Origin of the sequence: Spirillospora sp. NPDC048911, assembly GCF_043198015.1 — a bacterium.
Taxonomy (GTDB): domain Bacteria; phylum Actinomycetota; class Actinomycetes; order Streptosporangiales; family Streptosporangiaceae; genus Spirillospora.
The window spans coordinates 85,900-111,817 of sequence record NZ_JBICUD010000001.1; the positions used below are offsets into that span (position 1 = coordinate 85,900).

A 25,918-nucleotide genomic window follows, 5' to 3' on the forward strand; every position below is an offset into this window, starting at 1 on the left:
ACCGCCGGCTCGTGGCGGGTCGTACGCCCCAGGCCCCCCTTCCAGGCGCACCACCTCCCCGGTGGCTCCGCCACGAGCCGGCACACCTCTCGGACCTCTCGGAGGCACCATGAGATCGCGCGTACTGGCGACCGCGGGGGCGGTCACGCTCGCCGTCGCCACCTTCCTCGGCGGCGGCGCGGCGGCGAAACCGGCCCCCGCCACGTCCGGCCACTCCCTGTCCGCCGCCCTCAAGGCGGCCGCGCTGGCACCGCCGGACATCCCGCTCGCGAGCGTCAAGGCCCACCTGACCCAGTTCCAGACCATCGCGAACAACAACGGCGGCACCCGCGCCCACGGGCGGCCGGGCTACCGGGCCTCGCTCGACTACGTGAAGGCCAAGCTGGACGCGGCCGGCTACACGACCACCATCCAGTCGTTCACCTCCAGCGGCGCCACCGGCTACAACCTCATCGCCGACTGGCCCGGCGGCGACCCCAACCAGGTGCTCATGTCCGGATCGCACCTGGACAGCGTGACCGCCGGACCGGGCATCAACGACAACGGCTCCGGCTCGGCCACCGTGCTCGAGGTCGCCCTCGCGGTCTCCCGGGCGAACCTCCAGCCCGCCAAGCACCTGCGGTTCGGCTGGTGGGGCGCCGAGGAGCTCGGCCTGATCGGGTCCAACTACTACACCAACAACCTGGGCGCCACGGAGCGCGCCAAGATCAAGGGCTACGTCAACTACGACATGGTCGGCTCGCCGAACCCCGGCTACTTCGCCTACGACGGCGACGGCTCCAGCGGCAGCGGTGGCCCCGCCGGATCCGCCGAGATCGAGAACACGCTCCGCGCGTACTTCACCTCGATCGGCGTGCAGGTGCGCGACACCGCGTTCGACGGCCGGTCCGACTACGGCGGCTTCATCCGCTACAACATCCCGGCCGGCGGCATGTTCACCGGAGCCGAGGGGATCAAGTCGTCCGCCCAGGCCCAGCTGTGGGGCGGCACCGCCGGGCAGGCGTTCGACAGCTGCTACCACCGGTCGTGCGACACCACGTCGAACATCAACGACACCGCCCTCGACCGCCACGCCGACGCGCTCGCGTACGCGGTGTGGAACCTCGCCGGGACCGGGACGCCGCCGGGCGAGACCGTCTACACCGATGATCTCGAGACCGACAAGGGCTGGACGGCCAACCCGTCAAGCACCGACACCGCCACCACCGGCCGGTTCGAACGCGGGGCCGCGCAGGCGACCAGCAGCTCCGGCACCAGCCTCCAGCTGGCCGCCGCGGGCGGCACCAGCTCCCTCGTCACGGGCGCTTCCGCAGGCAGCTCCGCGGGCGACAACGACGTGGACGGCGGCGTCACCAGCATCCAGTCGGCGGCGATCACGTTGCCGACAGGGAGCTTGAGCTTGTCGTTCTCGTGGTACCTCGGCCACCTCAACAACGCTTCCAGCGCCGACTACGTCCGCGTCCGCGTCGTCGGATCCAGCGGCACCACGACCGTGCTCAACACCACGGGCGCGGCGTCCAACCGTTCCGCCTCCTGGCAGACGGCCACCGCCGACATCTCCGCCTACGCGGGCCAGAGCGTCCGCATCCTCGTGGACGCCGCCGACGCGAGCGGCGCCAGCCTCGTCGAGGCGGGCATCGACAACGTGAAGATCACCAAGTCCTGACGGCTTTCGAGCCGAGAACGGCCCGTCTCCTGGGAGACGGGCCGTTCTCAATTGGCACACCCACCTGCGAGAGGCCCGCGGTGGCTTTTCCAGGCTCGTTCAGTCGTATGTGAGGGAGCTCAGTACGCGTTCACGAACGGGGTGCGGCGGTAGGCCTTGGAGCCGTCCCAGTAGGTCTCACCGACGAGCGAGACCTTGAGCTTCTTGCCGCCCATCTTGCCCTTGACCTTGATCGGCCCGGCGTACCACTTGAACTTGCCGTTCTCGGAGTCGATGTACGAGGGCCCGGCCTTGTCGGTGTCGTTGGCCCGCGAGTTCATCATGTGGATCCAGACCGACGTCTTCTTCGACCGGTAGGCCTTGCGCTTCACGTTGACCGCGCAGCTCCAGCCGGTGCTGGAGTTGTAGTAGAGCCGGATGTCGCTGAGCGTGACCCAGCTGGTGGTGACGGGCCAGGAGCGGATGAACTTGCCGCTGCAGCCGTACGCGGCGGCGGCCTGGGCGGCCGGCTCGGCGTTGGCGGTGGCAGGGGCGGCGGCGACGAGGCCGGACGCGACGGCGGCGGCGGCAGCGATGCCGGTGATGCGACGGAGTCTCATGGGAACACCTCTCGGAGTCGTTGGCGGGAAGCTGAAGTGCCGGTCAGGTCGTGGCCGAGAAGCCCTTGGACATGTCGATCGGAGTCCCGCCCCCGTTGTAGAGCCAGCCCCGGAAGTTGACCTTCCGCTTCTCCTTGAGCGACGCGGAGTAGCTCTTGCAGACGGTCTTGTTGTAGCCCTTCTTGTTGACGACCCGGCCGCCCTTGCCCTTGTACGGCGCGAACCATTCGATCTCGACGTGGTTTCCCCTGACCTTGGACTTGTTCGTGATGCAGAACTTGTCGCCGTCCGGGTAGAAGCACATCCACATCTCGTAGGCCTTGCCGCCGCAGGTGGGCTTGCGGGCGGCCTGGGCGGGAGCGGCCCCACCGGCCACCAGCCCAGCGGCGAAGACGGCGCCCGCGAGGGCGGTGGCAGTCGTTCGGATCCGCATGAACTATCTCCTTGCGCAGAGAGCGTCCCTCCGAAGAGGGGCGTCTTCGGTGATCGTTTGTGAGGGGAGTGGCCAGAATGGCACGCGCCGGCCCGCCTTCGAGCCCCGCGGGCGTTTGTCCAAGTGATCGTGGACATCTGGACATCTGGACATTGCGGGAGACCAGGTGGATCACCGCTGGGGCCCGGGGCGACAATGGGGGCATGTGCCGCAGCATCAAGACACTTCGCCCGCCGTTCACCGAGGACGTCACCGAGGAGGACATGCGGGCCGCCGCGCTCCAGTACGTCCGGAAGATCTCCGGCTTCCGCGCCCCCGCCGCCCACAACGCCGAGGCGTTCGAACGCGCCGTCCAGGAGATCGCGGAGAGCACCGCCCGCCTCCTGGACACCCTCCAGGTCCGGGGCCGCTCAGCCTGACAAGGCGAAGCGGCCGCCGCGCCGAAACGCGACGACCGCCGACAGTCAACCGTAATCAGATCATGGGCGTAACCAGCTCAGGTATGCGATCAGGCGGCGCCCAGCTCGGCGGCGACCAGCTCAGCGATCTGAACGGTGTTGAGGGCCGCGCCCTTGCGGAGGTTGTCGCCGGAGCAGAAGAGCGCCAGCCCGTTCTCGACCGTCTCATCCCGGCGGATGCGGCCCACGAACGTGGGGTCCTGGCCGGCGGCCTGGAGCGGGGTCGGGATGTCGGACAACACCACGCCGGGCGCGGACGCGAGCAGCTCGGCGGCCCGCTCAGGGCTGATCGGCCGGTCGAAACGCGCGTTGATCTGGAGCGAGTGCCCGGTGAAGACCGGCACCCGTACACACGTCCCGGACACCTTCAGGCCGGGGATTTCGAGGATCTTGCGACTCTCGTTGCGGAGCTTCTTCTCCTCGTCGGTCTCGTTGAGCCCGTCGTCCACGATCGAGCCCGCCAGCGGCAGGACGTTGAAGGCGATCGGCCGGGCGTAGACCTGCGGCTCCGGAAAGTCGACCGCGGCGCCGTCATGCGTGAGCCGGTCGGCGCCCTCCACGACCTTGCGGGCCTGCTCGTGCAGCTCGGCGACCCCGCTCAGCCCGCTCCCGGACACGGCCTGGTACGAGGCGACGACGAGAGCGCTGAGCCCGGCCTCCTCGTGCAACGGACGCAACACCGGCATGGCCGCCATGGTGGTGCAGTTGGGGTTGGCGATGATCCCCTTGGGCCGCACGGCCACCGCGTGCGGGTTGACCTCAGAAACGACCAACGGCACGTCGGGATCCATCCGCCACCCCGACGAGTTGTCGATCACCACGGCACCGGCCGCGGCGACCTTGGGCGCGAGCTCCCTGGAGCTGCCCTTCCCCGCCGAGAAGAGCACGATGTCGAGCCCGGCGTAATCCGCCACCGCCGCGTCCTCGACCGTGACCTCGCCGTCCCGCCACGGAATCGTCCGTCCGGCTGAACGGGCGGAGGCGAAAAGCCGCAGCTCGTCCACCGGGAAGTCGCGCTCAGCAAGGATCTTGAGCATGACGCCACCGACCTGCCCGGTGGCCCCGACGATCCCGATTCTCATGCCCGCTCCCTCACTCGATTCGCGTGACCTGCGACAACGAGTCTGCCGAGGCCCGCGCCAAGCGTCCAATCAATAGTCCTACGCAGAATACTTAAGAAACGCTTCACCACTAAAAGATCTTTGTACGCCGAACCCGCCAACCGGCCCCCTGCGGCCGGGGGAGGGACGTCTCAGGGTTGAATCAGGGCGAATCCCGATGTGGCCGAAGCCTTCCAGCGGGAAGTATCGAGGCATGGACATGGAGAAGAGCACCTCGAAACAGCTTCGCCGCACCCGAGACGACCGGATGATCGCCGGTGTCTGCTCCGGCGCCGCCCGCTACCTGGGCGTGGACGCCAACATCATCCGCCTGGGCCTCGCGGCCTTCAGCATCTTCGGCGGCGCCGGCGTCCTGGTCTACGCCGTCGCGTGGGTTCTGATCCCCGAAGAGGGCGCCCCCTCCTCGATCGCCGAGGACCTGGTCCAGAAGGGCAAGGAGAACCCGAAGGTGCAGGAGGTCTTCCAGGACGTCAGCCAGAAGACCAAGGACGCCCTGAACAAAACCCGCACCCCGAAGTAACCCGCCACGGGGGCCCGCAACGAAGCGCGCCCCCAGCCCCACCAACGCACGCGGCACGCGGCTCTGGGCATGCGGATAGTGGTGGGAGTGGTCAGGCGGCGATCGTGCGTGGCCGAGTGGGAGACGGGTGTGTGGTGGTGGGGGCTTGTGGGTGTGGGTTGGAGTTAGGGCGCTGGGGCCGAGGGGCGGATGCTGGTGGGGTGGCCGTTCGTTCCGTTCAGGGAGCGGCCGTTGAGGTGTGACTGCTCGGGCGTCTCGCGGGGGGCGACCAGGAGCTCGGAGGAGCCTTTTTCGGCGCGGGCGAGGGGGCCGGGTTTGACGTCCGGTGCGGAGGCGCGCTCCGTCCGTTCGCGCATGTCGGCGATCACGTCGCCGCGTCTCTGGTTCCAGGTGAGGGTCAGCATCGCGGCGACCGACAGGCCGAGCGCGCCGGCCAGGGCGACGACGGTCTCGACGCCGAGGAACTGCGCTGCGGCGCCGGCGAGCAGGATGCCGAGGCCCTGACCGGCGAGGATCCCGGACTGGGCGAGACCGAACGCCTGGCCGCGGCCGGACGGGGGCACGGCGGCCACGAACGCCGCGTTCGCCGCGAGCTGGTAGGCGCTGCCGACGCCCGACAGGGCCCACAGCCCCAGCACGGTCCACAGGGGCGGGTGCGTCGCGGCGCCGATCAGCGGGGCGCAGGCGAGCATCGACATCCAGCCCATGACATGGATGCGGTTGGTGGGCCGGACGAACCTGCTGAACAGAAAGGCGCCGATCACCATCCCGGTCGGCATGGCCGACATCAGCAGGCCCACGGTCACGGCCCCGCCCCCGAAGGTGGCGGCGTAGGGCGCGGCCAGACCTTCAGGGATCACATAGAACCCGCACAGCCAGGCGAACGAGACGAGCGAGCGCAGTGTCGGGTCGCCGAAGACCAGCCGCGCGCCGTCTCTGGTGCCGCGCCAAAGGCCCAGCGACTGCTTGCCTCGTTCCTTGGTGGCCGGACGCCGGCGCAGCCCCGCGACCAGGACCAGCGCGGAGGCCCCGAACGTCAGCGAGTCGAGCGCCAGCGCCTCGTACGTGCCGACCACGGCGACGATCGCGCCGCCCGCCAGGAAACCGAGCATCTGCGTCGCCTGGTGGGTGATGTTGTTGATCGCCGAACCCGCGACGTATCTGTCGCCCTCGAGTACGTCCGGCAGCAGCGCGGCTCGCGCCGCCGTGAACGGTGCACCCAGCAACACAGTCAAGAAGACGGCTGCGCACAGCGCCCCGAACGGCATCGCCTGAAGCGCCATCAGGGCGACCAGCCCCATGCGCAGAACGTCACAGATCACCATGACGCTACGTCGCGGGAAGAGGTCGGCCAGCCCGGACAGCACGGGCCCGCCCACGATCGGCGGAAGGTAGGTCAGCGCGTACGTCAGTGCCGTGAGCAGCACCGAGTCGGTGGCCTGGTAGACGAGGACCGCCAGCGCCACCTGGGCCAGCTGGTCCCCCATGAACGACAACGTTTGGGCAAGCCAGAGAGCACGGAACTCACCTACCGCGAAGACCTCGCGGTACGTGGCCTGTGCCTCCGGGGGACGCCGATGCCGGCCCATCTGCCATGCGCTCCAGTTCGTCCACCCGGCTCCGGGTGGTCGTCCTATTAACTCACGCTGCGTGGCAGTTGTGTAACCTACCGTGCCCGATTGATGGAACCCTTTGCCATCCGGTCCCCTACCCCCGGAGCTCAGTAACCGTGCTGGTGAAGCCAGTCGTCATCGATCCCGAAATGGTGCGCGATCTCGTGAACGACTGTGATCCTCACCTCATCGACCACGTCCGCCTCGGTCTCGCAGATTCGAAGGATCTCGTTGCGGTAGATCGAAATGTGATCGGGGAGTACGCCGCCGTACCAGTCGCCGCGCTCGGTGAGGGGTACGCCCTGGTAAAGGCCGAGCAGACCGGGCTCGGGGGCGTCGTCCTCGACCACGATGACGACGTTGCGCATGGTCCGGGTCAGCTCGGGCGGGACGGTGTCGAGGGCCTCGGAGACCAGGTCTTCGAAGCTCTCACGCGATATTTCGATCACCTGAATCATTCTGCTCGACGGAAGGAGGCACCGTGACCCGCATCCGGGCCGCGCTCCGTCGCACCATCACGGCCCTCGTGAAGATCGCCCGCGGCCGTGCAGGCCGCGTCATCCTGGTCATCTCAGTCGGCCTCCTGGGAGGCCTGCTAGGCCTGACGCTGGGTGGCCATGCCGTCACCCCTGTGGGCCCGACGGATGTATCCCTGGCGCTACGTCCGTCCTGGACGGGCGGCACCACGATCCGGATACCGCCCCTAGGGGCCCTGCATCTCGACACTCACTGGGGCCCGATCGCTCTGGAGGCCAGTGTCACCGACCTGCGTCCCGAAGAGGCCCGCAAGCTGATCGAGTCCAACAGCGAAGTAGACCGGCTCACTGACCAGGTAGGAACAGAGCTTCGCCACGGCGTCATGGTCATGCTCCTACGTGCGCTGGCCCTGACGCTGGCCTTTTCCTTCCTGGCCGCCCTAGTGGTCTTCCGTTCCCTCCGTAAGGCTCTTCTGGCCCTGACCACCACCCTGGCAACTCTCGTAGTCCTGACACTCCTCACCTGGGCCACGTTCAATCCGCAGGCCCTGGCTGAGCCTCGCTACACCGGTCTCCTGGCCAACGCACCCCAGGTCGTGGGCGACGCCCGCAGCATCGTCGAACGCTTCTCCGCCTACCGCGCCCAACTGGCCCGCCTGGTGGGGAACGTCTCACGCCTCTACGCAGCCACCTCAACGCTCCCCACCTACGAACCAGACCCCTCCACCCTCCGCGTCCTCCATGTCTCCGACATCCACCTCAACCCCGCGGCCTGGTCCGTCATCCGCTCGGTCAGCACCCAGTTCCAGGTCGATCTGATCATCGACAGCGGCGACCTCACCGACCACGGCAGCAAGCCCGAGGACCGCTTCGCCACGGACATCTCAAGCCTCAAGGTCCCGTACGTCTTCGTACGCGGCAACCACGACTCCAAGTCGACCCAGAACGCCGTGGCCGCCCAGAAGAACGCGGTCGTCCTGGACGACAGGCTGCAAGAGGTGGAGGGACTCCGCATCTACGGCGTAGGCGACCCCCGCTTCACCCCGGACAAGTCCACGCGAGACGACGACGTAGGCGCCGACCAACTCCGCAGCCTTGGCAGCACCCAAGCTCAAAAACTCCGCGCCACCGGCACAACCCCCGACATAACGGTCATCCACGACCCGAACCAGGCCGAAGGCTTCTCAGGCCTCACTCCCCTAGCCCTCTCCGGCCACGCCCACGAACGCTCTACCAAACTGCTCTCCAGCAAAACTCGCCTCTTCATCCAAGGCTCCACAGGCGGCGCCGGCCTCCGCGGCCTGGAGCATGAAGAGCCCACTCCCATCGAGCTGTCCGTCCTCTACTTCAGCCGAGCCACCCATCGTCTCCAGGGCTGGGACGACCTCCGCCTAGGCGGACTAGGCCTAACGTCAGCCCAGATAGAACGCCATCTAGAACCCAAGCCAGACCGCGCCATCACCCCACCCGCCACACCTCCGACTCCTCCCCCCACCAGCCCGACCTTCCCCTCCCAATGGCCCAGCTCAACACCCCCTCGCTCGCCCAGCCCCTGACAACCCGGTAACCATTTATGCGTCCAGCCTGGTTGTCCCCTATGCTTGGCAAGGTCAAGGCCCCCTTCGTCTAGCGGCCTAGGACGCCGCCCTTTCAAGGCGGTAGCGCCGGTTCGAATCCGGTAGGGGGTACACAAGGCATGGGTGCGCCGATGATCGCTACCCCCCGGACGGCGCCATCACGATCACCCGCACGACCACGTTGCAGGGTGTCCGTCACAGGACGTGATGCCAGAATCGAGCGGTGTGCGCTCGATGGGGGTTCATGTCGGCGGGGTGATCACATCCGACCGCACATGGCCCGTATGGTGTCCGATCGGCGACCCTATCGAATCATGATCGGCTGAAAGGCATTCGCTCGCCTGCTCGCCCCTCCTGCCAGCCGCAGGTCTGATGGATCCCCGGGAATCGGTTGCGGCGGATCCAAAGGTGGGATGCGCTGGGCCTCATGCAGCGGTGGTCACCTCTGAACGAGCGGCAACTCACCCTGCTTCGCCGCATCGGCGTCGGTAAGGACCCGGTCAGCGCGAAGCACCCCGAGTTGGCGGCGACGGTCTATGCCCTTCGGAACCGGGGGTTGGTCGTGACCCCTCGCCACAAAGGCGTCTGGCACGCGGAGATCACCGATGCGGGGCGTTTCTACCTTGAGCACGGCCATCACCCTGACAGGCCAGAGCCGGGGTCCAGGTCCCGAGCCGTTCCGGGGCGCGACACCCAGACCTCTGACGTGCCGCTGTCCGGCCAGGAGTTGATCGCACGTGTCCAACGCGCGGGCGGCACCCTGAGAGTGGAGGACCCGGACGAGGAGACACGAGCGGCGTATCGCCGGATCATTCATGCGGCGAAACAGAACGGTCTGGTCCCTGACTCCATGCTCTTGCGGCACACGGGTCGGAGCGCTGGTGACCTGGTCATCCGCCTTTCGAGCGGAGGGTTGGAGGACGAGACCGACTGGAACCGAATCCGGCTGGGCGCGCGGGACAAAGTGTCCCACCGTCCTGACCTGATCACGACGGTCGCGAAGGACCCAGGGCTGCTGACGGTCTCCGACGAACTGAGATCGCGTGCCCTTCGTCTGGTCCAGGACCTCTCGGAGCAGACCGAGCGCCGGGGCCACCGACTCGCGCTCTCCAGACGACGCAAGCCCAGAGGACTGTTCCTGCAGGTCGGGAACCACCAGATCACGGTGACCATAACTGAGGAGACCGAAGAGCAGACCCGTGAGCTGTCAGACGCGGAACGCAAGGAGCGCGGGATCTACGCGTGGCAGCGCGTCGCCCCGGAGTACGAGACCGTCTTCACAGGTCGGCTCAGGATTGAACTGGGGCTTCCTGCACATGCGGACAAACGCGAATGGACCGACGGCAGAGCATCGGTGGAACGCAAACTAGGCGAGATCCTCAAGACGGTGGAACGATGCGTCCAGCGCGAGGAGCAGGAGCGGCTTGAACAGCAGCGTCAGCTCGACGAACAACGAGCGCAGTCGGAGGGACAGGAGGCCGAGAAGAGAGCACGTTGGCAACGGGCGATGGCCGAAGCGAGGCGACAGTCCACCGAAGATCAACGTGGAAGGACGCTGGCGGCGGCGCTCGACGGCTGGACGGCGGCGCGCGAGATCCGTGCGTTGTGCGGTGAACTGGAGGTCGTCGCAGCGGAGACGGACGATCCCGAACGCATGGCCGAACTCCGGCGTTGGATTCCATGGGCGCTCGGCGTTGCCGATCGTCTGGACCCGACCCGGAATCCATCTGTGCTGAGCGAGTTCGAGTTCATCCCCGATGCCGACGACCTGAGGCCGTACCTCGGTGACTGGAGTCCGAAAGGGCCCTACCGTGAGTACGGAAAGATGGACGAGGCTCCACGTGACGTCAACGATCCCTACCGTGAGATGTCGTGGTTCGCACGCCGAGGTCGCGCTCAATGGCGGCGGCGATAGCCCGGTGCCCGTTCTGGCGCAGGGCTGCGATCGCCTTCTCCGCGACCAGGCCCAGCCGTTGAACCTCAGCACGTAGAGCCTCCAACTCGTCGTACCGTTCCAAGGACTCCTCACCGCACCACTCGTGCAGAAGACGGGCGACGGCCTCCAGCCTCGCGACCTTCTTCTCTCCCCGGCCCCGCTCCCATGAGTAGCGTTGGTCGAGGTACTTCCGCTCCGAGTCGAGCCGCCGCAGGATCTCCTCCAGCACGACGTCCGCCTGAAGTTCTGCGGCTCGACGCGCGATCCGCAGGGTGACCGGCCAAGGGGCCATATAGGTGCCGTACCGGTCGACGAAGGCGCCCTCGGCCTCCAGCAGTTCGTGCTCATCCAGCCGCAGCCACAAGGCGACCTTGCACAGATCCTTGATCTGCACCACTCCGGCGTCCACCTTGGTGTGCAACATGTAAATCCTGCCCTTGGGCCTGATCATCAAGAACACCAGCTTGGCGGCCTCCCATTCGGGACTGCCGTGGACGTGCTTCGATTCCTCGACCGCCGCCGCCAGATGCGCGTCATCCTGAACGACCTTCTGCGCCTCACCCCACAGCGCCGGAAGCTGCTCGCCTCCGGCCCATTCTTGGATGCCGGCATCCTCGCCGTCCAGAAATCGCACATGGACACCGCGGCGTCGGGGGTGGTTCATCCGGACGACCTCGACCCGGCACAATGGGCTGTCGCGATCCTCGCGATAAGCCCAGATCTCTCCGACCTCCATGCACCCCATTGCACAACGAAGACGACATCAGTATCCGGAGAACGGCCGAGTTGATGGGAAGCCGTGCTACCGGTCAACTTCCGGGAATGGGGTGAAAGCCCAGCCGTGCTGATTTCGGTGGCTTTGTCGCTGCTGTCGGAACAGGAAATACACCAGCGCTGCAGAGATCGTTGCTGCTGATCAACGGCCCTGCGCATATCTCGTTCAGCAGCGCTTCCTGGCCTGGTTGCAGGAGCACGCATCCCGTAAGGACGGAGAGGAGCGCCAGGAACTCGAATGTGAGATCGCGATTCCAGGTGGCTGGCCTGATGTCGTCAAGAGCGGAGGAACGGCGCTTGTTTCGGGGTTGAATTGTCCGACCGTTTAGCCAATGCCACACCACGCGTCGGCCGGAGACCGTGTAGTCAACGACGTCCTGTCGCACTGGAGCGAAGGTTCCGCTACCGAACGAGAGCGACTGCGCCTCCAGATCATAAGTGAGACGTTCGGCGAGTCGCTCGGGAAGCGATCTCACAGGAGCTAGACACTTGATTCCGAAACGTTCGACAAGGGCGCGCTCGGAACGCGCCTGCCCGGCGGACAGGTCTTCGAAGCGGCTGCCGTAGGTGTGGAGCCAGAGGACTTCGCGCCCGATGGTCACGGCGCGACTCCACAGCTTTGGGTCTGCGGTGAGCGGGATTCGCACACCTGGCTGCCGTAGGTGCTTCTGGAACCGGCGTGTATATCCGGGGTGTGCGGCCACGGCTGCGATGTAGGCCAGCGCATCCTTCGCGGAGACCGGGACTTCTAGCGCATCGCCAAGGTGATCGAGCAACTCCTTGGTCATGTTCGGAGCGCAGCACGTGGGATCGCGCCAGAGGGGACGTATCCCGCCGCCCCGGCCGCAGAAGTGGTCAAGATCGGGGACCAACCCAGTGAAGACTAGGCCCGGCCCATGCTTGATGGCATGGGCGTCCTCGGAGACGTAGACCTGGTCTTCGGACCAGACCTGCCACAAAGGAGGACGGGCCATGACCAACAGACGGTTGTCCGGAATCAGCCACTGCCGGTCGAATGATCGGTATGCGACTCGAACCGGTTCGAGGCAAGGGCCGGTCTCTTTGACCAGCGAGCATTGCGGACGCGGAAAACCGGGAAGCGGCTTGACCAAGCTTCGCAAAGTTCGATCCCGCCCTTCACGGAAGAGTTCACGACGCTCTTCAACCGGCGAGACAAGGAACTTGTGCCAGCGGCTTCGAAGGACGTCGGCTGTAGGAGCGTAGACCCAGGTTCGACCTGGAGTGACGCCTCGCGACCTCCAGGGCATCAGTTCGCCGAGCGAAGGGAACGCCGTCCATTCCGGGTCCGCGGCAGGGAGGAAAGAGTCCTGCCAACCGCGGTCGCAACGCCGCCAAGATGAGCTTTTCGTGGTCAGTTTCCCCAGGGCTGCTTCTTTCTCCTCGCGTGTCCCGTGCAACTCGAGATAGCGGACATCGGCCGGTTCCGACTCGTTGGAACCGGCCGTTCGGGCGAAGACGAGGATGCTGAGTTCCCGTCCCACATCGGGACCGAAGACTCGCGTGACGGCAGGTGAGCGGTTCCCTTCTGGCGAGAGTTCGATAACCCAACCAAGATCGCACTTGTGCCGCAGGTACTCGCGCAGACCACAGAAAGCACGGCTCTTGATCACGCTCGATGGGACGATGAAGGCCACTGCCCCCGCCGGCATGCGCCGCTCAGCCTCGAACACCTTCCAGGTCGCCCAACGCAGGAAGTACCACGGCATCCCATGCAGGTCCGACTCGTAACGGCCGAGACCGGCGGCTCTGAACTCGTCGAGGGAAGGACGTCCGACGAAGGCCTCAGGTCCTGGTACCCCCTTTCGGGGACGCTCGATCCACGAGGCCCGGCCCCTCGCATTCTCCACATGAGGAGGGTTGCCGATGACCACCATCACGGGAACCTGGCGCTTGATCTCGTTCGCCCTGTCCCTGGCCTCCTCGATCACCCGATAGGACGCGCCCAACTTCCGCTGGACATGGTTGGGGTCGGCCAGTGCGTCGGTGAGGAACCGCAAGGCCTCAGGCGGCGTCTCGACCCCGAACCGCGTCTTGAAGGAACCATGGATGCGAAGTTCGACGACAGCGTACGGCGCGACCTGGATCTCGAACCCGACGAGCCTGTCGGTGACCAGCTCGTGGACAAATTCCTCGCGTGACCCGGGTCCGAGCTTGTCGTCGATCCGGTCGGCCACGGAGTTGATGACCTCGACCAGGAAGGTCCCGGTTCCCATGGCGGGGTCCACGACCACTACGTCGTCGTCGGCGAACCCCCATTCCTTGCCGAGATGCTCATGCAGCACCTCGTCAACAAACTTGACCATGTGACGGGCGACCTCGATGGGGGTGTAGTACGAGCCGGTGTCCTTGCGGAGCATGGGGTCGTAGGCCGCGAGAAAGCGTAGGCGTCCGCGGGGCTGACGTCGAGGGTCTGGAGGTCAGCAACATTGATGACGCGGCGGAGGGTCTCGACGGTGTCCAGTTCGTCGTCAGCTCCGTTAGTGAGCAGGGCGAAGGCCTGCCCCATCAACAGATGCCGTTTGCCCAACTTCTGGGCGATCTCGTAGTAGGAATCGCCGGCGAGATCAATGCCGTCGGAACGGGCGAGCAACAACGCGAACGTGATGGTCTGTGCGAACGCGTCAGCGAAACGCTCGTTGTCGAGTCCTGGGAAGAGCAGGTCCCGCCAGTCGTCCGCCAGAAGCGCAAGCCGCACCTGGGATCGCTTCTTCACCGGCGCGATGATCGCGGTGTGGATCTCGTCCTTCAGCAGACCGCACAACCCACCGACGATTCTCACCAGAGAGCCCAGTGTCCTGGGGGCCTCAGGCTCCCAGAGGAGGAACCGCCGGAGGATCCCGGCCAGTTCGGCGACGGCGGGAGCTGACGGCCGACGCAGTTCAGAGACCGTGTTCGAGAGCCTGATGACGGGAGAAGTCCGTTCACCGAACGAGTAGTGGGCCCAGGTGATCCCGTCGGTGTAGATCACGTTCGGAAGCGCGCAGAGCTTGGTCCACTGGTTCCGGTCGTCTTCGGCCGGCCGCCACTCCGGAGCCCCTGGGACGCCCTTGCCAGGCCTTTTCAACTCGATGTAGCCAACTCGCACCTGTCCGATGTTCACCGCGTAGTCCGGTCGTGCACGAAGGTGATCCAGCCTCACCTCGCCGTAAGGGACTGTTTCAACACCGATGAGTGTGCCGAACTCCCGAAGCAGCGTCTCCAGAGGGGCGCGAAGTTGATCCTCCTCTGCTCCGCCCAACCCTCTCTTCTGGGAGATTGTTCGGCCGAACTTGCTCACGATCACACGTGCGGCGGTTTCGGCGCCCGGCTTGGGAACGCTGGCCACACTCACCTCCGGTAGATGGCTCTCACACCACTCACCGTGACTTCTGCATTGGGCTCCATCAAGAAGCAGGCGGCCGGATCTGCGCTGTTGGCCAGATCCGGCTGTTGTCCTGTGTTGACCTGTAAGCCTGGACCTGAGGACGGTTACCTGTCTTACGAGTGGCCGGATCGACCGTGACGCATGGAGGTGACATTCCCGATGGGGAAGCCGCTGCCAATGGAGATTCTCTCTTCAACGCTGTTGACCCAGGATGAACTGGGAGCAGCGTTGGCAGGGCTGAACGTCACAGTTCGAGTTGGCCTGACCGGCGTCGTCCACTCCCCCCGATGCAGGCAAGTCGGCAAGAAGGCCGAGGCCGAGAAGAACATGACTATCGGGGAACTACGAGCTATCGGCGACGTTCGGCCTTGCCGCACATGTGGCGGAGCGATCGTTGAGAAGCTATCTAACGATCAGACCGAGCAGCTTGAAGCGCTTGTCCCGATTCTGGAGGCGCGCCGTGAACAGATGCGTGAGGCTGAACGGGAGAAGCGGGAAGAACAGGACCGGATACGCCGAGCAGACATGATCGACAGGCGTGCTCATCACATTATACATGGCTGGGACTGGAAGATCGAGGAGGAGAAGAGAACCGCTGGCCGATATCCGGCGTCCCGCCGCATCGCGGTCGTTCCTTGTACGAACTGCGAGGCCGAGGCCGCCATCAGCTTCGATCCGCGGTCTCTCGATGTCTCATACCGTTGTGGGGCCGACCCTGAGCACGGATTCGTCCGTCTGAACGAGGATCCGCTGGCCGTATGGCGGTCCAACGATGAGAACGAGTTGGTCGCGCTCGGCTTGGTCGCACCAGTGCTCGCTGGACGGGACGACGCATGGACCAGGACGTATGCCACCCGGGTCGGCGACTACAAGGCCACGGTTTCCGCGTTGGAGGCCTTCGACGAAGAGCATCCGCCTCCACTGCGGCTGGCACCGGACATGCGATGTGGCGACTGCGGCGGCACCTTGCGGCTCTGGCCAGGAATCACTACGAACAGCCAGTCGATCGAGGCCCACTACAGCTGTGAGAACCGCCATGCAGACGGCAAATACAGACACCATGAGCAGAGCAGCGTGGACGAGTGGGTCGACCGGATCCTGCATCGCAGGCTCCGCGATCACCCCTCCTGGGCGACCGCCGCAGAACTGGAGCCCAGCCGAGAAAAGATCGCAGCCTACCTCGGCGACCTGACAAAGAGGATAGAGATCTTCGACGCCCATATCGGAGCGGCGAAGTCGGTCGATCAACTGGTCCAGATCAGGTCGCGGCTGGTGGAAGAGCTGGAGCTGGTCCGCGAAATCCACGAACAAGGCGGCCTCGCAGCAGCGGGTCTCACAACCTATGCAGCACGTGCTTCATACGTTCACGTATGGACCTTCACAGACTTCGCCCGTGCCTTCCTCACGAAGCGCATTGAGGTCACCGATCGCTCGGTCAATGTCGTTACTCCGTTCGAGGACGGAACACCACTCCAACGGCTCCTCCGCTCTCGTGAGATCAGGGCAGACTTGGCTGAGCTGCGTCAGCGTCAAGAGGAACTCGAACGAGAGCTTGCTGCCCTCGACCAGGCCTGACGTCCTGACCGTAGCGACGCCAGACGAAACCCCTGCTGCTCCGACTCAGGGCATCCTGCGGGAGTGTGTAGCCGTGGAGACGCTGTCCGCCGATGCGCCCGCCGCAGGCTGCCAAGCCGCTTGCTCTTCACCCTGAATGGTAGGAGAACAGCAACGTTCCCTGAAGCCTGAAAACACAAAGTGGGACGGAGTAATCTCCGTCCAACTTTGCGCCCATATATGGGATTCTGTGCCCGAGGGGAGATCACACCCGACCGCATGGCGCCCGATCGGCGTCCTGTACCGGATCACGGTAGGCGGGTAGACCCGTCGTGGCTAAAGGCTGTCACGTAACGCGGGCGGTAGTTGATCGATGATCTTGTGTGGGTCAGGTGATCACAGCGGCTGAGCAGGAGTGGATCGTCCCGTTCACCGGGCTGTCGCCACGGCAGTTCCGCAAGCTTGTGCGCGTGGTGGCCGAGCGGGGCGGTGCGCAGATCGCCGATGGACGGCCGGGCCGCCAGTGGGCGTTGCCGCTGGCCGACCGGGTGCTGCTGGTGGCGGTGTACTGGCGCCAACCTGACCTTGCGGCAGGTCGGTCCGCTGTTTGGCATCTCGCACGCCGCCGCGCACCGTGTCGTGGACACCCTGTCGGCACTGCTGGCGCTGGCGCCCGTCCGGCGCCGCGGGGCCGAGGAGGTGTGCATCGTGGACGGCACGCTGGTGCCCCTGCGGGACCGGAGCCTGGCCGCGCGCAGCAAGAACTACCGTTACTCGGCCAATGTGCAGATCGCCATCGACGCCAACACCCGCCTGGTGGTCGCGACCGGCGACCCGCTGCCGGGCAATCGCAACGACTGCCAGGCCTACCGCGACTCGGGCATCGACCAGGCTCTGACCGGAGGGCATGTCATGGCCGATGGCGCCTACCAGGGCAACCTCGGCGTGATCATCCCGTACCGCAGGCCCCGCGACGGCGAGCTCGAGGACTGGCAGGAAGACCTCAATGCCGTGCACCGCAGCGTGCGGGCCCGTGTCGAGCACGCTCTGGCCCGCATGAAGAACTGGAAGATCCTGCGTGACCACCGCCGCAAGGCCCGCACCCTGGGCTACACCGTGGCCGGCATCGCTTACCTGCACAACCTCGCCGCCACCGGCTGACACCACCGGTGTCCCGTCCGACATCACCCAATTCGCGGGGAGTTACGTGACAGCCTTTAGAGTTCGAAAACACTACCCACCTGCCGAACCTGATCTCCTCACCCGCGAGTCCGTGAAATTGGGGCAACATCAGAGTGTCCGCGGACCGGGGGGAAGCTCACTATCACCATTCGCCCGAGCCGGGATCAACGCGATCCTCCTGGACGGCGCGGCGGCAAGGCATCGGCCGCTCAAGCTCAAGCTTTGCTCTGGCCGACAATGGATGATGACGAAACCGAGCAACACCGCCTCCAGCAGCGGCCAAGATCCATATTCTCGTCACGGAATCCGGATCATCTCCGTGTCCGGCTCCGGGAAGATCACGGCCGACAGCTTGGAGCCCTGGTCCTCGTTCTCCGTCATCAACACGTTCACTGGCGACAGCCCAGCCTTCCCAGCGTCCGAGCTCCGTCGGGTGTTCTCAACCGCGAGACACACCTGGCCGTCAACGGTCTCTGCCCGGAGCTCCACGGCCGCGGCGACGTCACCGCCCACGACGGTCTCACTCCAAACGCCGGCCCCAGTGTCATCATGGTCGTCGGAGTCAAGCCGGAGTGAGACCGCTCTACAGGACCAAACGGAGCCTGCATCGACTGCCCGAACCCGGACTATTAGTCGCCGCTGGCCAGTCGCGCCTGTTGAAGAAGCAGATGCCCCAATCTTCGGGTGTACCAGTGAGCAGGGCCCAGTCGAGAAAAACGTTTGTTGGTCTCGCGACTCGTCTCGGGCAGCGGTATGCACACGTAGCAGAAGGTGTGGTTAAAGCTGCCAAACTCGTCGGCGGCTGATTCCATGCACGACATGTCCTGGGAGCACTAAGAAAGATCCGTTCGAAGGCATTCTTCAGGGTGGCGCGCAGGTGCCTTAGCTGAGATTGCGACCCGCCGGAGCTGCGATTTTCGCAGTCCTGAGTCAAACAGGACTCACCCACCCGGAAACTCTCGCGGTTCGCGCTCGCGCCTAGCAGGTGGGTGGTCGAGCGGACTTTCGCCTGGCTGAGCAGATAAAGGCGCCGGGTCAAGGGCTCCGAATGCCTTAGGACCATCTCGGAGAACGTCATCTACCTCGCGATGAACATGGCCCTGTTACACCGCCTCAACGACCACCTGTCCTAACTCTTTCAGACTTCATCCAGCGTGGGCGCTGAGGCAGTTGTACTCCCCGCACCCCCAGTCGGGACGCCACGCCCCCCGTTCTTTGGATTGCTGGCGACGCAATCTCGTTGACCAAGATCGTGCGGTTCACCGCCGAATATGACCTGGCGCTGCTGGCTGCATGGGGACTGCTCCGAGTGCCGGCGACCACCGCCCTCAGGTGGCGCTGGGCCCGGCCGGACACCGACGCCTTGCCAAAGCTCCGCGCCTGGCTGGACCACTCTCTGTCGCACCAGAGGCTCCTGGGGCTATCGCGATGGACGGCAAGACCTTGCGGAGCACCGATGCCATCGGTGCCACGCAGCGGCATCTACTGACTACGGTGCGCCAACCCACTGGATCCATGCGCCCGATATGCACCTTTTGACTGACATTCGAAGTTCGACTAGTTTTTACCGGTTGCCGCAGGTGTCATGAGGGAGGCTGCAGCCTTGACAGTGGAGGAACTGGCCGAACAGGCTCGCAGGCTTGAGCCTGCCCAACTCGACCTTCTCCGCGAGATGACAGAGTCCCTGCTCCGTCCGAATATGGAATATCTGAAGCCCGATAGCGACTTGATTAGCAACGGATTTGGTGAATCCTTCTTGAATCGACTCAAGATTCACCATGCGACTTCGGATGAGAAGTTTAAAAAGGGGTCCTTTGAATACGCCTTCGTGGCCGCAGCTAAGTTCGCGGGGCGTCGGGCTAGAAAAACCACTTCCAATACCCATCAGGGCGCGGATGTCCTCATCGATGAGGTTCGCTGGTCCCTCAAGACCGAAGCGGCCGCCAGCATCAGCAGAACGGGCATAAGGATCTCCAAGTTCTCCGAGGCAAGGTGGATCCGAGACTGCCCGGATGAGTATCGCGCGGAGCGGGCCAGAGAGAGAATTTATAAACACCTCTCCGAGTACGAGAGGATTGCCACTCTCAGAGCCTTTACCGCGGGACGCAATACCATCCAGTACGATCTCGTCGAGATTCCTCTAAACCTTCTGAAGTCGGTGAGAAATCTTAAGCAAAATGACTTTCGTGGAAAACTCAATGGCACCGGAGTGGGCAGCGGCGGAAGCGCTCTCGTATTTCAGCTAAACGGAAAAAAGGCATTTAGTCTCAAGCTAGACAATAGCGTAGAAAAGATAACTTTGAGCGGAATCCCCGTCAGCGACTGCATATTGCATGCGAGTTGGCGCGTCGAATTCCCACCAGAGCTGGTCGATGTAGACAATGACGAGTGACCCTCTCATCCCGCACTATCACCATTCACTCTTTCAAGTTCCTGTTTGGGCAGATAAGGGAATGCCCAGCTTGACAGGCGCTCGCTTTCCTTGAAGAACTCCCACGCATGTGCACACGAGTCGGATCACTTGATCTTGAAGTACTCGGCTACCAGGCATCCGCCTGACGGTAGATGCCTGGGCGGAGGCTTGGTGAGTGGGAGCGGCGAGTCGCTATCGTTGCTCGTTATCCGCTAGCGGCCTGAGATAAGCTTGGGGCATGGCCCTGACTGTTGTTGATCTATTCTCGGGCGGCGGTGGCGCCAGCAGCGGCTTCCACGCAAACCCGAACTTCAAGATCGTTGGCGCGGCGGACGCCCAGCTCGGCAAGCCGAGCACCGGGGCCGGAACGCTAGCTTGCAACTCCACATACTCCGCAAATATGGGAATAACGCCTGAAGAAGTCGACCTTGGTGTCATCGATCCGGATGAACTCGGTCAGCGTTTCGATCTTGAATCCGGTCTCGACGTTCTCGTCGCCTGTCCGCCCTGCACGGGATTCTCTCGCACCCTCTCAAAGAACCACATCGAAGACGATTCGAGGAACAGCCTAGTTGGAAGGACCGCGGAGTTCGCTTCCGTCTTCCAACCTGACGTACTCGTCATGGAGAACGCCCGCGAACTGGTAATGGGACGTTTTAATAAACACCTCGTTTTTCTGGTTCAAGACCTTGAAAAACTCGGATACAAAGTCCATTATGGGACTCACTTTCTGAGTGAGTTCGGACTTCCTCAAAAGCGCGAGCGGGCACTTGTCGTAGCAGTCAAGGGCGATCTTCCACTCCTGACTATGCGAGATCTATGGGATGGCTATTCGGTCGACCCCAAAGCAACCCATGTACGGCGCGCAATCTGGTCGCTTCCCTCTCTCGAAGCGGGAGCAATGGATCCGAACGATCCCATGCACACGGCTCCTTCGATACGAGACGAGGCAGTGTGGGGACGGCTTAAAGCCATACCTCACGATGGCGGTAGCTGGTTCGACCTTGCTGGGCACCCCCGAGCCAGTCAGCTGTTGACTCCCACCATGATCGATCGGCTGAACCGGAACGCTCTCGGCAGCCATCCTGACGTGTACGGACGCATGTGGTGGGATCGCCCGGCTCCGACGATCAAACGAGAATGTTCACATGTAGGGAACGGCCGCTATTCCCATCCCGAACAGGATCGGCTCTGCTCTGTCCGCGAGATGGGGATTCTAAATGGTTTTCCAGCGAATTACGTTTTCCAGGGGAGTGTCAGTAACATGTATCGCCACATCGGAGATGCAGTGCCACCTTTGATTTCCTATCAACTGGCGGCGCTGGTCACATGGATCCTCGGATCACCCAGACCTGGGCCCGAAGAACTCATCCTTCCTAAAACACACCTTTCTCTCGCTGATATCACTCGCACAGAAAAAAGCGTTCTGTTCTGACCTCCGCGGCGGCACATCCAATAATTCGAAATTTCGAAGCGAGTCACTCAACCGGTGAGCCGCAAGCTGTCTTGGTGAAGAATATTCCCCGCGGGACCCAGTGGGCGTACGGATACTTTGAGATAGCGACGAAGGCCAGAGCGTGTTGGAGATACTTCAGAGGATCTCCAACACGCTCTGAAGATTTTTCTTCTCTGACTGCTATACATCCATAGTCTTTGGCAGCTCCCATCGACCATGCACAGTACAGCGCTCGAGTGGAATTCTCGTTATCGTTATCTTAGAGTCACTCCGATCCAATTTAAGAGTCAAGCAGGGGCCTCCCTCGTCTTCAACCTGAATGGCTGGACCATCGGCATCAAATTCACTCTTGTCCAATTCGAGGATGGGAGAAAAGAGGGTCATCGGAACCTCTACAAGCTCGTAAAACCACCGCTTCGGGTCTCGATGTACCCGGAGTTGAAGGAGGCGATCGACCACATTCAAGTAATCCTCGAAATATTCTTTGGTCTTCTGCATTCTCGCGGTCGCGCTGCGGACGTCTTGGATCCATACGGCTTCAGAAAGCTTACTGATATGCAAATAGCTTTTGTGGACATCTTTCGCTGCCGAGGTCTTAAGGGCCCACTTTTCGCCGTCAATGATCTCGTCGTAGTAGCGGTTGGTCGCCGACAAGGCTCCCTGGATTCGCCGGCCAGAAGCCTTGGCTCCCGCTCGAAAAGCGTCCTCGAATGAAGTCCGGTCGAGTTGCTTGGAGTGGGTTCCGTGATGAGTTTGAAGGCGAGAAGTGAACTCTTCTTGAAACTCTACGGTGATCAGGCCTGCACCATGGAATATGTCCACTTCCACGCGAGTGTGCAATGATCGCGCGATACGCAGAATCTGACCCTTTTGAGTCGAATTCATCTTATGAAACAGGCCAACCAACTCTGCTTCGAGCGCATCCGGCATCGCTCACTCCACTCCACTCAGGGGATTAACCAAGCTAGCGTATCCAACCGGACCGAGGATTTTCTACTGGAAGTCAGGGTTTCCTCATGGCGGGATCTTTATTTCCTGTACAATTGACTTTGTGGTGACAAGCAAACCATCTCAGGCGTCGTCCCCAGGTGTTCGGAAGAACATGCAGGCAAACAAGAGCCGGGACACCAAACCCGAACTGAAACTGAGAAGAGCTGCCCATCGGCTCGGTCTGCGATACCGCGTGTCCAAGCAACCTCTTCCTCACCTCCGTCGTACCGCCGATCTCGTGTTCACGCGAGCAAAGGTCGCAGTTTTCCTCGACGGGTGTTTCTGGCACGGATGTCCGCAGCACCACACGAAGGCTGCGACCAACTCTGACTTCTGGGCCGAGAAGGTGACAAGCAATCGCGTCCGCGACGAGGAGACCAACCGCCTCTTGTCAGACGCCGGCTGGGTGGTCATCCGGATTTGGGAGCACGAAGATCCTGAAGAAGCTGCCAGACGTGTGCAAGCCACCGTGCAGTCGAGGAACCGAGCGTAGGTTGAGGTTTCCAGAGGTGGCGTAAGGTCCTCGCCAGATGCTGGACCAGCCGGAGTTGGGTGTGGGCGAGAAGGAGGACGATCCAGCCCTCGTCCGGAGGACGGATTTGTCGACAGCCAGCGAGGGCTCGGCGGGCCGCAGGATCCGGCACAGCGGTTGCCGGCAGCGTAGCCAGATCTCGAGCCGCCGTTCGGTCCGTTCACGCCGTACAGCCCCAGGAGCCCGGCTGACCTCGGAGATTCACGGGCCGGTTCTGGCGTTCTCGATTCGGCTGACCTTCGCCGTCGACCAGAAGAGTTCGGCGGCGACCTCGTCGCCGATCAGGTGACAGTCCTCACGCAAGCTGCGCAGCTCAGCTACCAGATGTCACTGCCGGAAGGAAGGACGTGGCGAAGCGCCCATGGTTACGCCCTCGCGCTACGGGTCGCGCTGGAGGCCTTGCTGGGACCGGACAGCCCTGGTTGTGATGGTGGGACTGACACCTGCTCAGACCGGCGGGGCGACCGCTGCCATGCCACGGGCCTGGGCCACCATGTGGGCCGCCCAGGCTCCGGTCTGGGGTCCAGGCGGAAGCTGCACCGCATGGTGGAAACCGTTGCCGGTGACGGAGATGGCGACGAATCCGCTGTAGCGGCGGTCCTTCATCAGCAGGAACAACAAACCCAGCAGGCAAAACCAGACGAATATAATCGTCAGGACGATGCCGGCCGTCGAAATTCCCTCATACACCTGCGTGGAGTCCTGGACCGTCCATACGGTTCCGCGGAGCGGATAGCAGCCATGAGGCAAGTACACATACGAACTGCTGACCGCGATATCCCCGATGCTGAGAATGACAGGCTCGGCCGGTAGATAAGGGTTCACCGATCTCCGCCTTCCCCCGCCAGATCACCTTCGCAGAGCCATACGGTATCCCCCGCCACACCACTCCCTCAAGCGGTCGCCGAGATCGCTCGCCGTGGGTGTGACCCAACGTCACCGGCCTCAAAGTTTTGTGATCTCGCGGCGGACGTTGTTCACGGTGATTGTTCGTCGGCGCGGTCACAATGTGGCCAGCGCTGCCGTCTGGATATGGAAGCGCGCTTCGGGCGACAATCCGGGGGGCTAGCGATGGGGGTCGCAGATGCCGGAGATCGTGTCGACGCAAATCGTCCAGGGAATCGAAACCTCGGGAAAGGGCCGGCGGCTGTCCGCGGGCCTGCGCGAGAAGCTGGAGCGGGGTCTGGGGGCCGACCTGCGGGCGATGCGGGTGCACACCGGCCCGATCGCGGACGGCCTGGCCCGAGCGCTGGACGCGGAGGCGTTCACCGTCGGTTCCGAGGTGTTCTTCAGGGACGGGGCCTTCCGGCCCGGTACGCCGGACGGCCTGTGGCTGCTCGCGCACGAGGCCGCGCACGTCGCGGCGCACGTCGCGCAGGGGGCCGGGGGCGCGGTGGCGGGTTCACCGTGGACGATGAGCAGCCCTGGCGATCCGTCGGAGCGGGACGCGGACCGCCGCGCCGACGCGGTCTTGGCCGGACGGACCTGGCGCGGACCGGCCGGCGCGACCGTGCCGCCGGCCACGATCCAGCGGCACGTGTCGTTCGAGCACCGCATGCTCGGCGACGGCCCCACCAAGAATCTCGTCGACATATCGACGGGCGGGCCCACCCGCAAGGAATTCCTGGCCAACCAGATCGAGCTGCTCGATCTGTGGCAGTACGACCCGGACAAGGTCACGGAAAAGGACATCAACAGACTGTGCAAATGGATCAGGACGCTACGGCTCGGACCGAAAGGCGTGCTGGTCACCTATGGAGAGCTGAACGCACTTCCGGATTACCTTTCGGACGCGGCGGCTTTCGACGACCTCGACGCGGACATCGTGCTGCCGATTCTCCAGGTCATCCGGCAGGAGGGCTACAACCAGCTCACCTACCTGCTCACCGGGAAGAACCCGAACAAGACCTTCGCCAAGGCGGCTTGCCGGCCATGGCAGCTCAGCATGGTCAACAACATCGTCGAAACAAGCGAACTCGACGACTTCACGCTGGGCCTCGGGCCGTCCGGGCAGAACCATTACCAAGGTCTCCTCGCCCGGAACGCATGCCATTTCGCGCCCTATTCCTGGTACCGCTGGCAGTCTTCGCACCTGATCGCGCGTGATCTCGCCGCGCGGGCGCATGCCCAGAAGGACCCGGAACTCGCCCGGCGGGCCTGGGTCTTCCACGGCTACGCCGATCACTTCCTGGAGGACTCGTTCGCCGCGGGCCACCTGGTCAACAAGACGCTGGTCATGCAGTGGTTCATCGAATGGGCCGCCAGAAGCGATCTGTTCATCGCCGACTGGGAGTCCATCAAGGACATCACCGAGAGCCGCCAGCCGTCGCTCTCGGGAAAGTGGCTCTACGATCCCGCTTACGCCGGCCCGTCCAACGATCCCCAGACGGCCCAGGAGGCCAGTGCGCTCGTCGGACGCGTCATCGCCAGCACCGTCGGCGCCGATGGGACGTCCGGTCAGTTCGCCGCCTATCAGAACTACCTGACCTTCCTCACGAGCGCCGCCGCTCAGCTCAGCTCGGCGAACCTGCACGACTATTACAACTCGAATTCCCTGTGGGTGAGCTCGGCGGCGCGCACCACTCCGTACGAGGTCTGGGGCGATGACACGCTGTTCAGCGGCGCGAACGGCGGCGATGGAGTGGCGGCCACGAGCGAGACGGCGCAGATGTCGCAGCAGGCCCTGCTCGACATTCTCGCCTCGGGTAAGACGTCCATCACCACAGAGGAGATCCGCCGTCACTTCCCGACCAAGGCGAGTTCCAGCAGTACCGGACTGCAGGACCTCGAAACGTGGATGACGACGCAGAAGTCCTTCTGCATGGAGCGTTTCGAGAGCTTCACCGCGACTCTGAAGACGCTGCTGCTGGGCCTCGCGTCCCCTCGCCTCGGCGTGGTGTCACAAGACCAGGACTTCACGAGCGTCTGGTCGAAGAGCCTTCCTGATTGCGGCTACCACGCGGTGAACATGCTGGTCCACGAGGACAGGCTGTTCGCCGCCTGCAACGGCTATGTCTACGAACTGGACCCAGTGACGAGCAAGGTCGTCCACAGCCTGCACCTGACGGAGGCCCTGGGCGGAGTCGCCACCAACCTGGCCACCGACGGGACGTTCCTCTACGCAGGCGTGCATGGTTACGCCTACGCCATCCGCCTCAACGGCGACTGGACCAAACCAGACTGGACACAAGGCCTCGGCGGCACACTCACCTACGAAGAAGTCAACCTACTCA

22 protein-coding genes, 1 tRNA gene and 1 pseudogene are annotated in these 25,918 nt (G+C 63.9%); 12 read left to right on the forward strand and 12 right to left on the reverse strand.

Features of this window, described 5'->3' with window-relative positions:
- Positions 1-109: 109 nt before the first annotated feature.
- Positions 110-1,666 carry a M28 family peptidase gene (locus tag ACGFNU_RS00385; RefSeq protein WP_392589056.1) on the forward strand — a complete coding sequence of 519 codons (1,557 nt, stop codon included), beginning with the start codon at positions 110-112 and terminating at the stop codon, positions 1,664-1,666.
- 119 nt (positions 1,667-1,785) lie between these two features.
- Here ACGFNU_RS00385 and ACGFNU_RS00390 read toward each other — a convergent pair whose 3' ends face one another.
- Both ACGFNU_RS00390 and ACGFNU_RS00395 read right to left on the reverse strand, forming a co-directional pair.
- Positions 1,786-2,265: a hypothetical protein gene (locus tag ACGFNU_RS00390; RefSeq protein ID WP_392589057.1), complete on the reverse strand. Its 480-nt coding sequence runs from the start codon at positions 2,263-2,265 to the stop codon at positions 1,786-1,788.
- A gap of 43 nt (positions 2,266-2,308) precedes the next feature.
- Positions 2,309-2,698, reverse strand: a complete 390-nt coding sequence (locus ACGFNU_RS00395; protein WP_392589058.1) for a hypothetical protein — start codon at positions 2,696-2,698, stop codon at positions 2,309-2,311.
- 203 nt (positions 2,699-2,901) lie between these two features.
- On the opposite strand from ACGFNU_RS00395, the gene ACGFNU_RS00400 reads away from it, so the two are divergent.
- Positions 2,902-3,117: a DUF2277 domain-containing protein gene (locus tag ACGFNU_RS00400; RefSeq protein ID WP_392589059.1), complete on the forward strand. Its 216-nt coding sequence runs from the start codon at positions 2,902-2,904 to the stop codon at positions 3,115-3,117.
- An 89-nt stretch (positions 3,118-3,206) separates the two neighbouring features.
- Here the strand turns inward: ACGFNU_RS00400 and ACGFNU_RS00405 are convergent, their stop codons facing one another.
- Positions 3,207-4,238, reverse strand: coding sequence for an aspartate-semialdehyde dehydrogenase (locus ACGFNU_RS00405; protein WP_392589060.1), 1,032 nt, complete (start codon positions 4,236-4,238; stop codon positions 3,207-3,209).
- 232 nt (positions 4,239-4,470) lie between these two features.
- Here ACGFNU_RS00405 and ACGFNU_RS00410 point away from each other — a divergent pair, with 232 nt between their 5' ends.
- Positions 4,471-4,797 (forward strand): PspC domain-containing protein, encoded by a 327-nt coding sequence (locus ACGFNU_RS00410; RefSeq protein ID WP_392589061.1) that lies wholly within the window; start codon positions 4,471-4,473, stop codon positions 4,795-4,797.
- Positions 4,798-4,961: 164 nt separating this feature from the next.
- Here ACGFNU_RS00410 and ACGFNU_RS00415 read toward each other — a convergent pair whose 3' ends face one another.
- Both ACGFNU_RS00415 and ACGFNU_RS00420 read right to left on the reverse strand, forming a co-directional pair.
- Positions 4,962-6,386 carry an MFS transporter gene (locus tag ACGFNU_RS00415; protein ID WP_392589062.1) on the reverse strand — a complete coding sequence of 475 codons (1,425 nt, stop codon included), beginning with the start codon at positions 6,384-6,386 and terminating at the stop codon, positions 4,962-4,964.
- Between the two features lie 131 nt (positions 6,387-6,517).
- Positions 6,518-6,859, reverse strand: a complete 342-nt coding sequence (locus tag ACGFNU_RS00420) for a metallopeptidase family protein (RefSeq protein WP_392589063.1) — start codon at positions 6,857-6,859, stop codon at positions 6,518-6,520.
- 32 nt (positions 6,860-6,891) lie between these two features.
- Between ACGFNU_RS00420 and ACGFNU_RS00425 the strand changes: the two genes are divergently transcribed.
- From ACGFNU_RS00425 to ACGFNU_RS00435, 3 genes are all read left to right on the forward strand, one after another.
- Complete coding sequence (locus tag ACGFNU_RS00425; RefSeq protein ID WP_392589064.1) at positions 6,892-8,442, forward strand: metallophosphoesterase; 1,551 nt, start codon at positions 6,892-6,894, stop codon at positions 8,440-8,442.
- A gap of 59 nt (positions 8,443-8,501) precedes the next feature.
- Positions 8,502-8,574, forward strand: a tRNA-Glu gene (locus ACGFNU_RS00430).
- 316 nt (positions 8,575-8,890) lie between these two features.
- Positions 8,891-10,378: a hypothetical protein gene (locus tag ACGFNU_RS00435; RefSeq protein WP_392589065.1), complete on the forward strand. Its 1,488-nt coding sequence runs from the start codon at positions 8,891-8,893 to the stop codon at positions 10,376-10,378.
- Here the strand turns inward: ACGFNU_RS00435 and ACGFNU_RS00440 are convergent.
- From ACGFNU_RS00440 to ACGFNU_RS00450, 3 genes are all read right to left on the reverse strand, one after another.
- Positions 10,311-11,135, reverse strand: a complete 825-nt coding sequence (locus tag ACGFNU_RS00440) for a hypothetical protein (RefSeq protein WP_392589066.1) — start codon at positions 11,133-11,135, stop codon at positions 10,311-10,313. The two genes, ACGFNU_RS00435 and ACGFNU_RS00440, sit on opposite strands and share 68 nt — an antisense overlap.
- 73 nt (positions 11,136-11,208) lie before the next feature.
- Positions 11,209-13,515, reverse strand: a complete 2,307-nt coding sequence (locus ACGFNU_RS00445; RefSeq protein WP_392590959.1) for a type ISP restriction/modification enzyme — start codon at positions 13,513-13,515, stop codon at positions 11,209-11,211.
- Positions 13,425-14,519: a hypothetical protein gene (locus ACGFNU_RS00450; RefSeq protein ID WP_392589067.1), complete on the reverse strand. Its 1,095-nt coding sequence runs from the start codon at positions 14,517-14,519 to the stop codon at positions 13,425-13,427. Before ACGFNU_RS00450 ends, ACGFNU_RS00445 begins: the two co-directional genes overlap by 91 nt.
- Positions 14,520-14,717: 198 nt before the next feature.
- Between ACGFNU_RS00450 and ACGFNU_RS00455 the strand changes: the two genes are divergently transcribed.
- Positions 14,718-16,133, forward strand: a complete 1,416-nt coding sequence (locus ACGFNU_RS00455) for a hypothetical protein (RefSeq protein WP_392589068.1) — start codon at positions 14,718-14,720, stop codon at positions 16,131-16,133.
- Positions 16,134-16,495: 362 nt separating this feature from the next.
- Positions 16,496-17,273 (forward strand): annotated as a pseudogene (locus tag ACGFNU_RS00460) (transposase family protein).
- Between the two features lie 318 nt (positions 17,274-17,591).
- On the opposite strand, the gene ACGFNU_RS00465 reads toward ACGFNU_RS00460, so the two are convergent.
- Positions 17,592-17,807, reverse strand: a complete 216-nt coding sequence (locus ACGFNU_RS00465) for a hypothetical protein (protein ID WP_392589069.1) — start codon at positions 17,805-17,807, stop codon at positions 17,592-17,594.
- Between the two features lie 1,072 nt (positions 17,808-18,879).
- Here ACGFNU_RS00465 and ACGFNU_RS00470 point away from each other — a divergent pair.
- Together ACGFNU_RS00470 and ACGFNU_RS00475 are read left to right on the forward strand one after the other, a co-directional pair.
- Positions 18,880-19,686, forward strand: coding sequence for a hypothetical protein (locus ACGFNU_RS00470; protein WP_392589070.1), 807 nt, complete (start codon positions 18,880-18,882; stop codon positions 19,684-19,686).
- A gap of 259 nt (positions 19,687-19,945) precedes the next feature.
- The gene (locus ACGFNU_RS00475) at positions 19,946-21,142 is read left to right on the forward strand and encodes a DNA cytosine methyltransferase (protein WP_392589071.1); all 1,197 of its coding nucleotides are present in this window, start codon (positions 19,946-19,948) and stop codon (positions 21,140-21,142) included.
- Between the two features lie 201 nt (positions 21,143-21,343).
- Here the strand turns inward: ACGFNU_RS00475 and ACGFNU_RS00480 are convergent, their stop codons facing one another.
- On the reverse strand, positions 21,344-22,093 hold the full coding sequence (locus ACGFNU_RS00480) for a hypothetical protein (protein ID WP_392589072.1): 750 nt from the start codon (positions 22,091-22,093) through the stop codon (positions 21,344-21,346).
- A 124-nt stretch (positions 22,094-22,217) separates the two neighbouring features.
- Between ACGFNU_RS00480 and ACGFNU_RS00485 the strand changes: the two genes are divergently transcribed.
- Entirely contained in the window at positions 22,218-22,646 is a 429-nt protein-coding gene (locus ACGFNU_RS00485) for a very short patch repair endonuclease (RefSeq protein WP_392590960.1), read from the forward strand.
- A gap of 240 nt (positions 22,647-22,886) precedes the next feature.
- Here the strand turns inward: ACGFNU_RS00485 and ACGFNU_RS00490 are convergent, their stop codons facing one another.
- Together ACGFNU_RS00490 and ACGFNU_RS00495 are read right to left on the reverse strand one after the other, a co-directional pair.
- Complete coding sequence (locus ACGFNU_RS00490) at positions 22,887-23,009, reverse strand: helix-turn-helix domain-containing protein (RefSeq protein WP_392590961.1); 123 nt, start codon at positions 23,007-23,009, stop codon at positions 22,887-22,889.
- A gap of 123 nt (positions 23,010-23,132) precedes the next feature.
- A complete protein-coding gene (locus tag ACGFNU_RS00495) occupies positions 23,133-23,510 on the reverse strand; it encodes a hypothetical protein (protein ID WP_392589073.1) in 378 nt (125 codons plus the stop codon).
- Between the two features lie 259 nt (positions 23,511-23,769).
- Between ACGFNU_RS00495 and ACGFNU_RS00500 the strand changes: the two genes are divergently transcribed.
- The coding region (locus tag ACGFNU_RS00500; protein WP_392589074.1) for a DUF4157 domain-containing protein at positions 23,770-25,918 on the forward strand (2,149 nt) is incomplete at its 3' end.

Coding starts and splice junctions, on each gene's coding strand:
- ACGFNU_RS00385 (WP_392589056.1), top strand. CDS start 110: ATGAGATCGCGCGTACTGGCGACCGCGGGGGCGGTCACGCTCGCCGTC.
- ACGFNU_RS00390 (WP_392589057.1), bottom strand. CDS start 2,265: ATGAGACTCCGTCGCATCACCGGCATCGCTGCCGCCGCCGCCGTCGCG.
- ACGFNU_RS00395 (WP_392589058.1), bottom strand. CDS start 2,698: ATGCGGATCCGAACGACTGCCACCGCCCTCGCGGGCGCCGTCTTCGCC.
- ACGFNU_RS00400 (WP_392589059.1), top strand. CDS start 2,902: ATGTGCCGCAGCATCAAGACACTTCGCCCGCCGTTCACCGAGGACGTC.
- ACGFNU_RS00405 (WP_392589060.1), bottom strand. CDS start 4,238: ATGAGAATCGGGATCGTCGGGGCCACCGGGCAGGTCGGTGGCGTCATG.
- ACGFNU_RS00410 (WP_392589061.1), top strand. CDS start 4,471: ATGGACATGGAGAAGAGCACCTCGAAACAGCTTCGCCGCACCCGAGAC.
- ACGFNU_RS00415 (WP_392589062.1), bottom strand. CDS start 6,386: ATGGGCCGGCATCGGCGTCCCCCGGAGGCACAGGCCACGTACCGCGAG.
- ACGFNU_RS00435 (WP_392589065.1), top strand. CDS start 8,891: ATGCAGCGGTGGTCACCTCTGAACGAGCGGCAACTCACCCTGCTTCGC.
- ACGFNU_RS00440 (WP_392589066.1), bottom strand. CDS start 11,135: ATGGAGGTCGGAGAGATCTGGGCTTATCGCGAGGATCGCGACAGCCCA.
- ACGFNU_RS00455 (WP_392589068.1), top strand. CDS start 14,718: ATGGGGAAGCCGCTGCCAATGGAGATTCTCTCTTCAACGCTGTTGACC.
- ACGFNU_RS00470 (WP_392589070.1), top strand. CDS start 18,880: ATGAGGGAGGCTGCAGCCTTGACAGTGGAGGAACTGGCCGAACAGGCT.
- ACGFNU_RS00475 (WP_392589071.1), top strand. CDS start 19,946: ATGGCCCTGACTGTTGTTGATCTATTCTCGGGCGGCGGTGGCGCCAGC.
- ACGFNU_RS00480 (WP_392589072.1), bottom strand. CDS start 22,093: ATGCCGGATGCGCTCGAAGCAGAGTTGGTTGGCCTGTTTCATAAGATG.